Genomic DNA, 11406 nt, shown 5'->3' on the forward strand with positions numbered 1-11406 from the left:
GACGGTGTCAGCGTCACTTGGGGTGCGGGTGCCGGTGCGGGAGGTGTGGGTGATGATGGGGGCGGTGGTGCGCCTCCACGAGGTGGGAGGCGGCGAGGGCGTAGACGCCCACGGTCATCACCGCCAGCGCGGCGAACTCGATGACCAACGCGATCGGCGTGATCCGCAGCGAGCCGTCGAGCACCCCGATGCCGATGGCCACGCCGGCGAGCGGCTCGGCCGCTGCCACGGGCGGGTAGGAGATCGGCAGCGGGGCGAGCTTGTACGCGCTCTGCGCCAGCAGGATGCCGACGACCGCGATCACCACGACGGCGTACGGAGTCCAGTCGACCAGCATCGGCAGCAGCCCACGATCGAAGAGCCGGCGCACGGCCGCGCTGGTCAGGGCCGCCTGCAGGCCGAAGAGCATCCCCGCGCCGAAGCCCAGCACCGCCGCCTCGTGCTGCGGGCGCATCCGGCGGGCCAGTGACACCAGCGTGGCCGTGATGATGCCGATCGACGCGGCGGCCAGCACCCACTGCCACACCGGCGCGTCCGGCTGGCCCGGACCCGGCCGGCCGACGAGCAGGAACGCGATGACGCCGGCGACCACCGCGACGGCGCCGGACCATTCCCGCCGGCCCACCCGGTACCGGCTCCACACGGCCGCGACGGCCATCGCGAACAGCACCGCGGTCACGCTCAGCGGCTCCACCTCGGCGACGCTGCCCAGGCCGAGTGCGGCGCCGCTCAGCAGGTTGCCGACCACCGACGTGGCGATGCCGGTCAGCCACAGCCGCTGGCGCAGCAGATACCCCAGCAGCCGCCAGTGCAGGACCGCGCCGGACGGGGCGCGAGCCGCCGCGCGCTGCTGGACGGCGTTGCCGATTCCCACGAATGCCGCTGAGCACAGGGCCAACGCGTACACCATCGCAACCGGCTACCCGCTGCTGCGGGCTCGGACACCAGGTGGCCGGACGCAGCCGTGACGGGCGGCGGGGTGGTCAGGGATCAGCGGGGTGACCGCATGCGGCGCCCGTCCGCTCGGCAGCGGACGGGCTCCTGCCACCGGACAACCGAAGTGCACAGCGCCAATCACCAGTTACTAGTAGCGAGGACGCCGCTCCATGCCGGGCCGCTCCAGGTCGGGCCGATCCGCGCCAGGCCGTTCCATGCCAGGCCGTTCCATGCCGCGCTCCACGCCGGGCCGTTCCATGCCCCGCTCCATGCCGGGCCGCCTGCCGCGCTCGAAGCGACCACGCCGGTTCGCCGACATCAGCAACCCGACGGCGCCGAGGCCCAGCAACGCCGTCACAGCACCGGTGGCCACGTTCGTCGCGATCATTCCGGCCGTGATGCCGGTCCGCTGGACGACCCACGGCGAGATGATGACCCACACGCCGATCGCCACCATGGCCCAGCTCAGCCGGTACATCCGAGCCGGCGCCATCGTCAGCCCCAGAGCGATCACACCGATCATGATCCCGAGGATCAGGTTGTTGACGGTCAAGTGTGGCGCGCTGGCGTTGAACCCGATCACCCATGGTGAGATGGCCAGCCAGCCACCGGCCAGCAACACCAGCCCGTCGATCACGACCGCCTGGCCGCTGGCGCCGAGCCGCTCGTAGCGCTGCTGCATCTCGGCGATGTCCGGGTGTCCGGCGAAGTCCTGATACTGCGAAACCTCGGCCACGACACACCTCCCTAGGTTGTCGCTTCGTTCCTTACCTTCGGCTACCCACCGCCGCCCCGGCCGACCACTTTTTGCCGCATGCCGGTCGTGTTGAACACCGGCCGAGCCGGGCAGGACGGAAGGCGTCAATCGTCCTGGCGCCGCAGCGCCGTTTTCGGATCGGCCGACGCTGCGGCCGCGGTGCTGACGACCTCGTTCACGCGTTCCCTGGTCCGCAGCATGGGCACCACCACCCGGAGAGCCACTCTCGTGTGGCGAGATGTCTACCCCGCCCGCCCCGCCCGAAACGGCGCAACGGCCCGGCACGATCGGCCTTGACGATCATTCGCACTACGAACTAAAGTGCTTCGCAGTACGAATACTTCGTTCAACGAACTAGGAGTCGTCATGACGACGGCGCGCGAGCGGTCGGACGCAGCGGGGTCCAGAGCCCTGATAGCGCTGGTAGTGGCCGTCTTCGGATACGCACTCATGCAGACCGCGGTGGTCCCGGCGCTGAAGCTGCTCGAGGTCCGGCTGCACGCGACCCCCACCGCATCGGCCTGGATCCTCACGGCGTTCCTGCTGTCCAGCGCGGTGCTGACCCCCGTGCTGGGGCGCCTGGGTGATCAGCTCGGCCGGCGCAAGGTCACGCTGGCGGTGCTGGTCGTCTACGCGATCGGAATGGCCGCCGCCGCGGCCGCGCAGAACCTCGGACAGCTCATTGCCGCGCGCGTCGTCCAGGGTGCCGCGCTGGCACTGGTTCCGCTGTCGATGGCCATCCTGCGCGAGGCCCTGCCGCCCGAGCGGCTGCCGTTCGCGATGGGCCTGGTGTCGGGCGCGGTCGGCGCCGACGGGGGTGCCGGCCTGATCGCCGGCGGCCTGCTGGCCGACCACCTGTCGTGGCGGTACCTGTTCGTCCTCGGCACGGCGATCGCCCTGGTGAGCCTGCTGCTGGCGGCACGCTGGGTGCCCGCCGGCACGTACGTCGCCGCAAGCGGGACGGACGTTCCCGGGGCCGTGCTGCTCGGCGGTGGCCTGGTCGCGGTGCTGCTGGCCCTGGCGAAGGGCCCGGCTTGGGGTTGGTCATCGGGCCGGACGCTCGGGCTCCTCGCACTCGGCCTGGCCCTGTTCGTCGCCCTCGTCGCCGTGGAACGGACCAGGAGCGACGCACTGCTGGACGTCGGCGAGCTGCGGGACCGTCCGATGCTGATGACGCACGCCGCCGCGTTCCTGTTCGGCGCCGGCTCGTACTTCTTCTACCTCGCCCTGCCGTTGTACGCGCAGATGCCGAAAGCCGCCGGCGCCGGCTTCGGATCCACGATCACGGTGGCCGGGCTGCTCATGCTGCCGGGGATGCTCGCGGTCGTACCGGCGAGCATGGCGGTCGGCCGGATCGCCAGGGCGCTGGGGCCGCGCTGGCCGCTGGCCGGCGGCTGGACACTGTTCGCGGCCGGATCGGTGCTGTTCGTCCTCGCTCACGACCGGATGTGGCAGCATGCCGTGTTCTACACGATCGTGGGTTGCGGGACCGGTCTGGTCATCGGCTCACTGCCCAAGCTGATCGCCGACATCGTGCCCCTCGCCCGGACCGGGACGGCCAATGGCTTCAACAACATCGCCCGCACCGTCGGCAGCGCCGTGGGGACCGCCCTCGCCGCCGCGGTGATCGCCTCCGCCGGCACCGGCCCGCCGCCCGACTCCACCTTCACCGACCTGTTCTGGCTGGCAACCGCCGCCGCGGCGCTGGGCATCGCGGTCGCGTGCTTCGCCGCGAGAGGCGGACCGGCCGCCACCGCCGGGCCGGTGACCCCGGTCGCCGAGCCGGTGGTGGGCCGATGAGCGTCTTCAGCGACGCCGAACTCGCCTACCTGCGTGAGGATCGGCGCCGACTCGGGCGGTTGGCAACCGTCGGGCCAGACGGCATGCCGCATGTGGCCCCGCTGGGCTTCTCGCTCGGCCCCGGTGGCGCCTACATCGACATGAGTGGCCGCAACTTCGAGCGGTCCAAGAAGTTCCGGGACGTGGCCGCCTCGAGACGCGCCGCGCTGGTCATCGACGACGTGCTGCCGCCGTGGCAACCCCGGGGCATCGAGGTCCGCGGCCGCGCCGAGGCGATCCCCGGACCGCCGGCCCTGATCCGCCTGATCCCCGAGCGGGTGATCAGCTGGGGGCTGCACGCGGGCCGGAGCATCGAGGACACCTACCGGGCCCGCGACGTCCGGGGCGCCGCCGATGCCTGACTACGGACACCGGCTGCGGTTCGCCGCCAACCTCATCCCGTCGGCCCAGGACGCGTCGGAGGTGGTGGCGCTGGCCCGGGTCGCCGAGCGCGCCGGGCTGGACCTGGTCACCTTCCAGGACCATCCGTACCAGCCCGCGTTCCTGGACACCTGGACGCTGCTGAGCTACGTCGCCGCGGCCACCAGCACCGTCCGCCTCGCCGGCAACGTGCACCCGATCCCGCTGCGCCCGCCGGCCGTCCTGGCTCAGGCCGCCGCGAGCCTCGACATCCTCAGCGGCGGGCGGCTGGAGCTCGCGCTCGGCGCGGGGGGCCTGTGGGACGCCATCGCCGGCATGGGCGGTCCGCGCCGCACGCCGCGGGAAGCGGTCGACGCGCTGGACGAGGCCATCCAGATCATCCGCGCCGCCTGGGACACCCGCACCGGCGACACCATGCGGCTCCCGGGACGCCACTACCGGGTCGACGGCCTGCGACGCGGCCCCGCCCCCTCGCACGACATCGGCATCTGGCTCGGCGCCTACCGGCCACGGATGCTCCGGCTGGTGGGACGGGCCGCGGACGGCTGGCTCCCCTCCCTGACGCGGCTGCGGGACCCCGGGCAGCTCGCCGAAGGCAACGCCGTCATCGACGAGGCCGCCGCGGCGGCGGGACGCTCGCCGCACGGCATCCTCCGCCTGCTCAACCTCGGCGGCCCGGCACCCGCCGAGCAGCTGGCCGAACTCGCCCTCACCCACGGCACCAGTGTGTTCACCATGGTGACCCGCAGTTCGTACGAGATCGAACGATTCGCGACCGAGCTCGCCCCGGCCGTGCGCGACCTGGTCGCAGCCGAACGACGGGCCTGATCGGCCACCGGCCGGCCGTTCAGCGGCCCGCCGCCCACGCGGGGTCGTGCTCGAACAGGATCCGCGTCTGCGCGGAGGCCAGCCGCGCCCGATCGCCGGGGTCGAGGCACCGGGTCATCGACTCCAGCCGGGCCGTCACGTCATCGTGCGCCGCGACGGCGAGCCGGCGGCCGTCGTCATGCAACGTGACCACGCAGGCACGCCGATCGGCGGGATCGGGCACCCGGGCCACGAGGCCGCGCTTCTCCACGCGATCCACCAGACCCGTCATGGTGGAGCGCTCCAGATGCATGAGCCGGCCCAGCTCGCTCATCCCGACCGGCCCGTCGATCAACATGCACAGCAGTTGCAGCTGCTGCGGCGGCAGGCCGTGCGCCCGGGCGACGTCCGCGAACACCCGCTGCACCAGATGCGACATGCGCACCAGGGCCGTGGCGACGCCCAGCCCGGACGCCGCATCTGTGGTACTGGACATGACGACAGTCTAACCAACGGTCGTTCGCATTACGAATCATCGGCGGCGCGCGGTCAATGAACGTCTGAGCCAGCCGGCGGCGCCGAGGCGCCGTCAGTGCCGTTCGCCACCGCGCGCTGACTCCGGCACCTTCCGGCCCCCGTCCACCGTCGGCACCGCGGCCAGCAGGGCCCGCGTGTAGTCGTGCTGCGGGCCGGTGAAGACATCGGTCACCGGGCCCTGTTCGACCACCCGGCCATCGCGCATCACCAGGACCCGGTCGGCGACGTGGTGGATGACGCCCAGGTCGTGGGAGATGAACAGCAGCGCGGTGCCGTCCGCGGCCTGCAGGTCGGCCAGCAGGTCCAGGACCTGGGCCTGGATCGACACGTCCAGCGCGGACACCGGCTCGTCACAGACCAGCACGTCCGGGCGGGGGCCGATGGCCCGGGCGATCGCGACGCGCTGGCGCTGGCCGCCCGACAGCGACCGCGGGTGCCGGCGCAGGTGTTCGGGGCCGAGCCCGACGCGCTCCAGCAGCTCGACCACGCGGTCACGGCCTGGCCGGCCGCGTTCGGGGAGGGGTTCGCCGACGAGCTTCTCCACGGTGTACCGCGGATCGAACGAGCTCAGCGGGTCCTGCGCGATGACCTGCAGGCGGCGGCGGTACGGCCGGCGACGGCGCTCGGGCACGCCGGTCCAGTCGACGTCGCCGAGGCGGACCGTGCCGGCCGACGGCTCGACCAGGCCCAGCGCGATGCGGGCCAGGGTGGTCTTGCCCGAACCCGACTCGCCCACGACGCCCAGGGTCTCGCCGCGAGCCAGGGTGAAGGAGACGTCGTCGACGGCGCGCCGGGTGCCGTACGACTTCTGCAGCCCGGTCGCGGACAGCACGATCCGGTCGGGGCGCACGTCCCGCGGCGGCAGCGGCTGCGGGTCGGTCACGCTCAGGCGGCGGCCGCGCGAGGCGGCGGTCGGCACGGCGGCCAGCAGCAGGCGGGTGTAGGGGTGCTCCGGCGCCGCCAGGACCCGCTCGGCCGGGCCCTGCTCGACGATCTCGCCGGCCCGCATGACCAGGACCCGGTCGGCGATCCGGGACACCACGGCCAGGTCGTGGCTGACCAGCAGGACCGTCGAGCCGGCGGCGCGGCGCTCGGCGAGCAGGTCGAGCAGCTGGGCCTGGACGGTGACGTCGAGGGCGGTGGTGGGCTCGTCGGCGATGAGCAGCGGCGGGTCGGCGGCGATCGCCGAGGCGATGAGCGCGCGCTGGCGCAGGCCGCCGGAGAGCTGGTGCGGGTACTGGCGGGCGCGCTCCTCGGGGTCGGGCACGTGCACCGCCGACAGCAGCGCGGCGACGCGGGCCGGGCGCTCGGCGGGGCGGGCGATGCCGTGGGCGCGCAGCACCTCGGCGATCTCGGCGCCCACGGTGTTGAGCGGGTCGAGCGAGACGAGGGCGTCCTGGAGCACGAGACCGGCGACCCGGCCGCGCAGGCGGCGCCAGTCGCGCTCGCCGTAGGCGAGGGTGTCGCGGCCGTCGAGGGTCAGGCGGGCGGCCCGCACCTGGGCGGTGGGGCCGGCCAGGCCGACGAGGGTGCGGGCGGTGACGCTCTTGCCGGAGCCGCTCTCGCCGACGAGGGCGACGCACTCGCCGGGCTCGATGTCGAAGCTCACGCCACGCACGGCGGGCACCGGACCGGGGAACGTGACGTGCAGGTCCTGGACCGACAGCAGCGGCGCCATCAGCGCCTCCCCTCGAAGCGGGCCTGCAGGCGGCGGCCGACGGCGGTGAGCGCGATGACGGTGAGGGTGAGGGTGGCACCGGGCAGGATCGCCGACCACCACGCCACGCGCAGGTAGTTGCGGCTCTCCGAGAGCATCGCGCCCCACTCCGGCGACGGCGGCTGCGGGCCCATGCCGAGGAACGACAGCGCGGAGGCGTTGACGATCGCGGTGCCCAGGCCGATGGTGGCGAGGATCGGCAGCGGGCCGAGGACGTTGGGCAGGATGTGCCGCCACGCCAGCCGGGCCCGGGACAGGCCGAAGGTGACCGCCTGCTCGACGTAGCCGGCCCGCTTGACCAGCAGCGTCTGGGCCCGCACGATCCGGCCGTAGCGGGGCGCGAAGGCGAGGGCGATGGCCAGGATCAGGCTGGGCGTGCCCGGCTCGGTGAAGGCGATGAACAGCAGCGCCAGCAGCACCTCGGGAAACGCCGAGAGCACGTCCAGGGCGCGGCTGAGCACCTCGTCGACCGCCCGCGGCGCCAGGCCCGCGAGCAGCCCCACGAGCCCGCCGGCGAGCACGGACAGCAGGGTCGCGGCGGCGCCGATGCTCAGCGAGTAGCGGGCGCCGTAGACGGTCCGGGTGAACACGTCCCGGCCGAGCTGGTCGGTGCCGAACCAGTGTGCGGCGCTCGGCGGCTGCAGCGCCGCGAGCGGGTCGGCGGCGAGCGGGTCGCCGGTGGTCAGCAGCGGGGGCGTGATCGCGGCGACGGCGATCAGCGCCAGCGCGAGCCCGGGAATCCACAGGTGGCGCAGCCGGGGTGCGGCCGCGGCCGGCGCGGGGAGCGCGATGGTCATGGTCAGCCCTTCCGCAGCCGCGGGTCGACGAGGAGGTAGGTGAGGTCGGCCAGCGTGCTCAGCGCGACGTAGATGGCGGCCGAGAGCATCACGACCGCCAGCACGACCGGGATGTCCTTGGTGCCGACGGCGTCGGTGGCGACCTGGCCGAGGCCGGGGCGGCCGAAGACCCGCTCGACGATGACGGCCGCGCTGAGCAGGAAGCCGATGAGCGTGCCGGCGAGGGTGACGGCGGGCAGCAGGGCGTGGCGCAGCGCGTGGCGCCACAGCAGCGCGTGCCGGGTCAGGCCGCGCGAGCGGGCGGTGAGCGCGAACGGCTCGTCCAGTGCCCGCTCCAGGCCCTCGCGCAGGACCTGGCTGAGCAGGCCGCCGAGGGGCAGGGCCAGGGACAGGGCGGGCAGTACGAGCGCGGAGATGTCCCGGTCGCCGGAGACCGGGAACCAGCCCAGCCGGAACGAGAAGACACTGAGCAGCAGGATGCCGATGAGGAAGCCGGGCGCCGAGACGGCCGACAGCTCCAGCATGGAGACCAGCCCGCGCACCCAGCGGCCGCGGCCGGTGGAGACCAGGGCCAGGCCGAGTGCGACGACGACCGTGAAGGCGCTCGCCAGCAGGGTCAGCTTCACCGTCGGCCAGACCTGGCTGGCGATGATGTCGGCGACCGGGCGCTGCAGGACGTAGGAGCGGCCGAAGTCGCCGTGCAGCAGCCGCCACAGGTAGCCCACGTACTGGACCACCGCGGGCCGGTCCAGGCCAAGGTCGGCGGCGATCTGGGCGCGGATCTGCGGCGTGTCCGGGCCGTCGCCAACGAGCGTGTCGACGGTGTCGCCGGGGGCCAGGTGCAGGGCGAGGTAGGCCGCGGTGGCGGCGGCCCAGAGGACCGCCACCCCGCTGCCGAGACGTCGCAGGACGGCTCGCCACATCGCTACTTGCCGATCCAGACGTTGTACGCACTGCCCGGCACGCCGGCGGTGGGCTCGAAGCCGAGGCCGCCGATCCGCTTCTGGGCCGCGATCTGGTCCGCCGGGGCGTACAGCGGCAGCAGCGTCGCGTTGTCGGTGAGCGTGTGCTGGACCGTGTTGTAGATCTCCTTACGCTTCGCCGGGTCGGTGCTGGCCGCGGCGGTGGCGACCTGCGCGTCGAGGTCGGGGCTGGCGAAGCCGTGCCGGTTGATCGGCGCGCCCTTGGGCAGGATGAGGGTGAGCGCGGCGCCGGCGTCGGTGTCGGCGCGGGAGTTGTCGAACAGCTCGTACTCGTTCTTGTTGATCGCGTCCGTGGCGGTGCCCGCGTCGACGATCTTCACCTGCAGGTCGATGGCGGCCGACTGTTTGACCGCGGCCTGCACCGCCTGGGCGAGGATGTCGCGTTTGTCCCGCACGTACGGCGCGGAGAGCACGATGCGGGCCGTGAGCCGCTGCCCGTTCTTGGTGCGGAAGCCCTCGGCGTCCTTCGTGGACCAGCCGGCCTCGTCCAGCAGGCGGTTGGCCTCGGCCGGGTCGCTGCCGTAGGTCTTCTCCACCGACGGGTCGTAGAACTGGCCGGACGGGCTCAGGATGCTCCACGCCCGGGTGGCGGTGCCGCGGTACACCCCCTGCAGCACCCCGTCGACGTCGACGGCGTCGCGGAAGGCCTTGCGCACCCGGATGTCGTCGAAGGGCGCCCGGGTCTGGTTGAAGTAGTAGTTGTACGCCGTGCCGCTGTTGAGGTGCTGGGCGAACTGCAGGTTCGGGTCACCCTTCACCAGGCCCTGCTCGGTGGCGGGGACGCCCTCGATGACGTCGACCTGGCCCGACGTCAGCGCGCCGACGCGCACCGAGGACTCCTTGAGGAAGCGGTACGTGACCTCGTCGAGGTAGGCCGGGCCCTGGTGGCCGGCGTCGGCCGGGGCCCACTTGTAGGCCGGGTTGCGCTTGTAGTGCACCTCCTGACCCTTGGTGTAGCGGTCGAGGATGAACGGGCCGGTGCCCACGACGTCGGGGCCGCCGGCCTTGAGGTCGGGGCTCTTGAGCGACTTCGGCGAGATCTGCGCGCCCTGCGGTGAGGCGAAGAAGTCCAGGATCAGCCCGTCGGGCTGCTTGAGGTGTACTGCGATCGTGGCCGGGTCGACGACCTGCGCGTCCTTGAAGTTCTTGAGCTGGGTGGACGTCACCGAGGGGGCGTACCCGGGCGCGAAGAGCTGGTCGAGGTTGGCCTTCACCGCGGCGGCGTCGAACTTCTCGCCGTCGTGGAAGGTGACGTCGTCGCGGAGCTTGAAGGTGTACGTCAACCCGTCCGCCGACACGTCGTAGGAGCGCGCCAGCCAGGGCAGATAGCCGCCCTTGTCGTCGTGGGTGAGCAGCGCCTCGAAGCTGTTCCATACCAGCAGGCGGGCCTTGGCCTGGGCGTACTGGTGCGGGTTGAACGTGATCGGCTCGGTCTCGACGGCCCAGGTCAGTGAGCCGCCCTGGACCGGGGCACCGGCATCGTCGGCCGGCTCGTCGGCACCGCCGCCGCACGCGGCCAGTAACAGGCCGGCGACGACGACAACGGCAGCAAATCTACGCATGGGAGGTCCTTGGTGCAGGCAGGAGGAAGGGAGGGCGCCGGACCGGCTGATGCGGTCGCGCCGTGTCCGGTCAGTGCAGCAGTGCCGATCGGCCGGCGTCAACCAACCGAGGTGGTCGTCACGAACCTCTGGTCTAAACCATATCTTGCACGTAGGATTAGTCGGCAATTTGCTCCGGATCCACGGAGGTACCCATGCCGAACCTGCCACGCTCCAGCCGCCTGGCCAGCCCCGTCGACACGACCGCCTACGGGGAGTACCGCATCAACCGCCGGCCCGGCGACCAGCGCCCCCTCTACAGATTCACCGGCCGCATCGAGCACGGCGCCGCCGGCCGCTACCACATCTACGCGGGCTGGTTCTGCCCGTGGTCGCACCGCGTCACCATCGCCCGGGAGCTCGCCGGGCTCGGCGACGCCGTGAGCGTGTCCTACGTGGACAACGCGCGCGACGGGCGCGGCTGGGCGTTCCGGGAGCGCTACGGCCCCGACCCGGTCAACGGGTTCACGCTGCTGCGTCAGGCGTACGAGCAGACCGAGCCCGGCTTCGACGGGCACATCTCGGTCCCGACGCTGTGGGACCGGTCGGCCGGCCGCGTGCTCAGCAACGACTACCGCACCATCGGCATCGATCTCGCCACCCGCTTCCGCGACGTCGCCGAGCCCCTCGTCGAGGCCTACCCCGAGCCGCTGCGCGCCCAGATCGAGGAGCTGACCGGCTGGCTCGCCCCGGGCGTCGGCGAGGACGAGACGAAGGCCCGCTTCGCCGCGCTCGACGAGCGGCTCGCCACCCGGCGCTACCTCGTCGGCCCCACCGTCACCGAGGCGGACATCCGGCTGTACGTCGTGCTCGTGCGCTACGGCGCCGGCCTGACCGCGTATCCGAACCTGTGGGCTTACGCGCGTGACCTGTACACCGTGCCGGCCTTCCGCGACACCACTGACCTGCACACCTACGGCGACTCCGGCGCCGCTGAGCTGGACTGGTCCGCGCCCGCGCGCCGGCCCGAAGGGAGCCTCTCATGAGCGGTCCGGAGCGAAGCGGAGGGGCCGCTCATCAGGGGCACAGGGTGGAGCTCGTGCGGCCGGAG

At 72.8% G+C, this 11406-nt stretch carries 11 protein-coding genes; 4 read left to right on the forward strand and 7 right to left on the reverse strand.

All coding sequences use genetic code 11. The annotated features are described in order from the left end of the window. Positions 1–13: 13 nt before the first annotated feature. Both ACQPY0_RS35940 and ACQPY0_RS35945 read right to left on the reverse strand, forming a co-directional pair. The gene (locus ACQPY0_RS35940) at positions 14–910 is read right to left on the reverse strand and encodes a DMT family transporter (RefSeq protein WP_432970930.1); all 897 of its coding nucleotides are present in this window, start codon (positions 908–910) and stop codon (positions 14–16) included. Between the two features lie 174 nt (positions 911–1084). After that, positions 1085–1801: an SPW repeat protein gene (locus tag ACQPY0_RS35945; RefSeq protein WP_432970933.1), complete on the reverse strand. Its 717-nt coding sequence runs from the start codon at positions 1799–1801 to the stop codon at positions 1085–1087. A gap of 258 nt (positions 1802–2059) precedes the next feature. Here ACQPY0_RS35945 and ACQPY0_RS35950 point away from each other — a divergent pair, with 258 nt between their 5' ends. The 3 genes from ACQPY0_RS35950 to ACQPY0_RS35960 are packed head-to-tail and all read left to right on the forward strand — an operon-like array spanning position 2060 to position 4741. Then, complete coding sequence (locus ACQPY0_RS35950) at positions 2060–3493, forward strand: MFS transporter (protein ID WP_432970936.1); 1434 nt, start codon at positions 2060–2062, stop codon at positions 3491–3493. Further along, positions 3490–3894 carry a PPOX class F420-dependent oxidoreductase gene (locus ACQPY0_RS35955; RefSeq protein ID WP_432970939.1) on the forward strand — a complete coding sequence of 135 codons (405 nt, stop codon included), beginning with the start codon at positions 3490–3492 and terminating at the stop codon, positions 3892–3894. Before ACQPY0_RS35950 ends, ACQPY0_RS35955 begins: the two co-directional genes overlap by 4 nt. Then, complete coding sequence (locus tag ACQPY0_RS35960) at positions 3887–4741, forward strand: LLM class flavin-dependent oxidoreductase (protein ID WP_432970942.1); 855 nt, start codon at positions 3887–3889, stop codon at positions 4739–4741. Before ACQPY0_RS35955 ends, ACQPY0_RS35960 begins: the two co-directional genes overlap by 8 nt. A 19-nt stretch (positions 4742–4760) precedes the next feature. Here ACQPY0_RS35960 and ACQPY0_RS35965 read toward each other — a convergent pair whose 3' ends face one another. The 5 genes from ACQPY0_RS35965 to ACQPY0_RS35985 all read right to left on the reverse strand — a co-directional run bounded on the left by ACQPY0_RS35965 (position 4761) and on the right by ACQPY0_RS35985 (position 10316). Continuing rightward, positions 4761–5216 carry a MarR family winged helix-turn-helix transcriptional regulator gene (locus ACQPY0_RS35965; RefSeq protein WP_432970945.1) on the reverse strand — a complete coding sequence of 152 codons (456 nt, stop codon included), beginning with the start codon at positions 5214–5216 and terminating at the stop codon, positions 4761–4763. A gap of 93 nt (positions 5217–5309) precedes the next feature. Then, positions 5310–6935 carry a dipeptide ABC transporter ATP-binding protein gene (locus ACQPY0_RS35970; RefSeq protein WP_432970948.1) on the reverse strand — a complete coding sequence of 542 codons (1626 nt, stop codon included), beginning with the start codon at positions 6933–6935 and terminating at the stop codon, positions 5310–5312. Then, positions 6935–7771: an ABC transporter permease gene (locus tag ACQPY0_RS35975; RefSeq protein WP_432970951.1), complete on the reverse strand. Its 837-nt coding sequence runs from the start codon at positions 7769–7771 to the stop codon at positions 6935–6937. The genes ACQPY0_RS35970 and ACQPY0_RS35975 overlap by 1 nt, the downstream gene beginning before the upstream one ends. 2 nt (positions 7772–7773) lie before the next feature. Beyond that, the gene (locus ACQPY0_RS35980) at positions 7774–8694 is read right to left on the reverse strand and encodes an ABC transporter permease (RefSeq protein ID WP_432970954.1); all 921 of its coding nucleotides are present in this window, start codon (positions 8692–8694) and stop codon (positions 7774–7776) included. Between the two features lie 2 nt (positions 8695–8696). Beyond that, positions 8697–10316 carry an ABC transporter substrate-binding protein gene (locus ACQPY0_RS35985; RefSeq protein ID WP_432970957.1) on the reverse strand — a complete coding sequence of 540 codons (1620 nt, stop codon included), beginning with the start codon at positions 10314–10316 and terminating at the stop codon, positions 8697–8699. A gap of 194 nt (positions 10317–10510) precedes the next feature. On the opposite strand from ACQPY0_RS35985, the gene ACQPY0_RS35990 reads away from it, so the two are divergent. Then, positions 10511–11341, forward strand: a complete 831-nt coding sequence (locus tag ACQPY0_RS35990) for a glutathione S-transferase C-terminal domain-containing protein (RefSeq protein WP_432970960.1) — start codon at positions 10511–10513, stop codon at positions 11339–11341. Positions 11342–11406 lie beyond the last annotated feature (65 nt).

Source organism: Dactylosporangium sp. CA-233914 (assembly GCF_050942935.1).
GTDB lineage: Bacteria > Actinomycetota > Actinomycetes > Mycobacteriales > Micromonosporaceae > Dactylosporangium.

Bases quoted from the DNA above. Each gene is read 5' to 3' on its own strand.
- ACQPY0_RS35940 (WP_432970930.1), bottom strand. From the start codon at position 910: ATGGTGTACGCGTTGGCCCTGTGCTCAGCGGCATTCGTGGGAATCGGC.
- ACQPY0_RS35950 (WP_432970936.1), top strand. From the start codon at position 2,060: ATGACGACGGCGCGCGAGCGGTCGGACGCAGCGGGGTCCAGAGCCCTG.
- ACQPY0_RS35955 (WP_432970939.1), top strand. From the start codon at position 3,490: ATGAGCGTCTTCAGCGACGCCGAACTCGCCTACCTGCGTGAGGATCGG.
- ACQPY0_RS35960 (WP_432970942.1), top strand. From the start codon at position 3,887: ATGCCTGACTACGGACACCGGCTGCGGTTCGCCGCCAACCTCATCCCG.
- ACQPY0_RS35965 (WP_432970945.1), bottom strand. From the start codon at position 5,216: ATGTCCAGTACCACAGATGCGGCGTCCGGGCTGGGCGTCGCCACGGCC.
- ACQPY0_RS35970 (WP_432970948.1), bottom strand. From the start codon at position 6,935: ATGGCGCCGCTGCTGTCGGTCCAGGACCTGCACGTCACGTTCCCCGGT.
- ACQPY0_RS35975 (WP_432970951.1), bottom strand. From the start codon at position 7,771: ATGACCATCGCGCTCCCCGCGCCGGCCGCGGCCGCACCCCGGCTGCGC.
- ACQPY0_RS35980 (WP_432970954.1), bottom strand. From the start codon at position 8,694: ATGTGGCGAGCCGTCCTGCGACGTCTCGGCAGCGGGGTGGCGGTCCTC.
- ACQPY0_RS35985 (WP_432970957.1), bottom strand. From the start codon at position 10,316: ATGCGTAGATTTGCTGCCGTTGTCGTCGTCGCCGGCCTGTTACTGGCC.
- ACQPY0_RS35990 (WP_432970960.1), top strand. From the start codon at position 10,511: ATGCCGAACCTGCCACGCTCCAGCCGCCTGGCCAGCCCCGTCGACACG.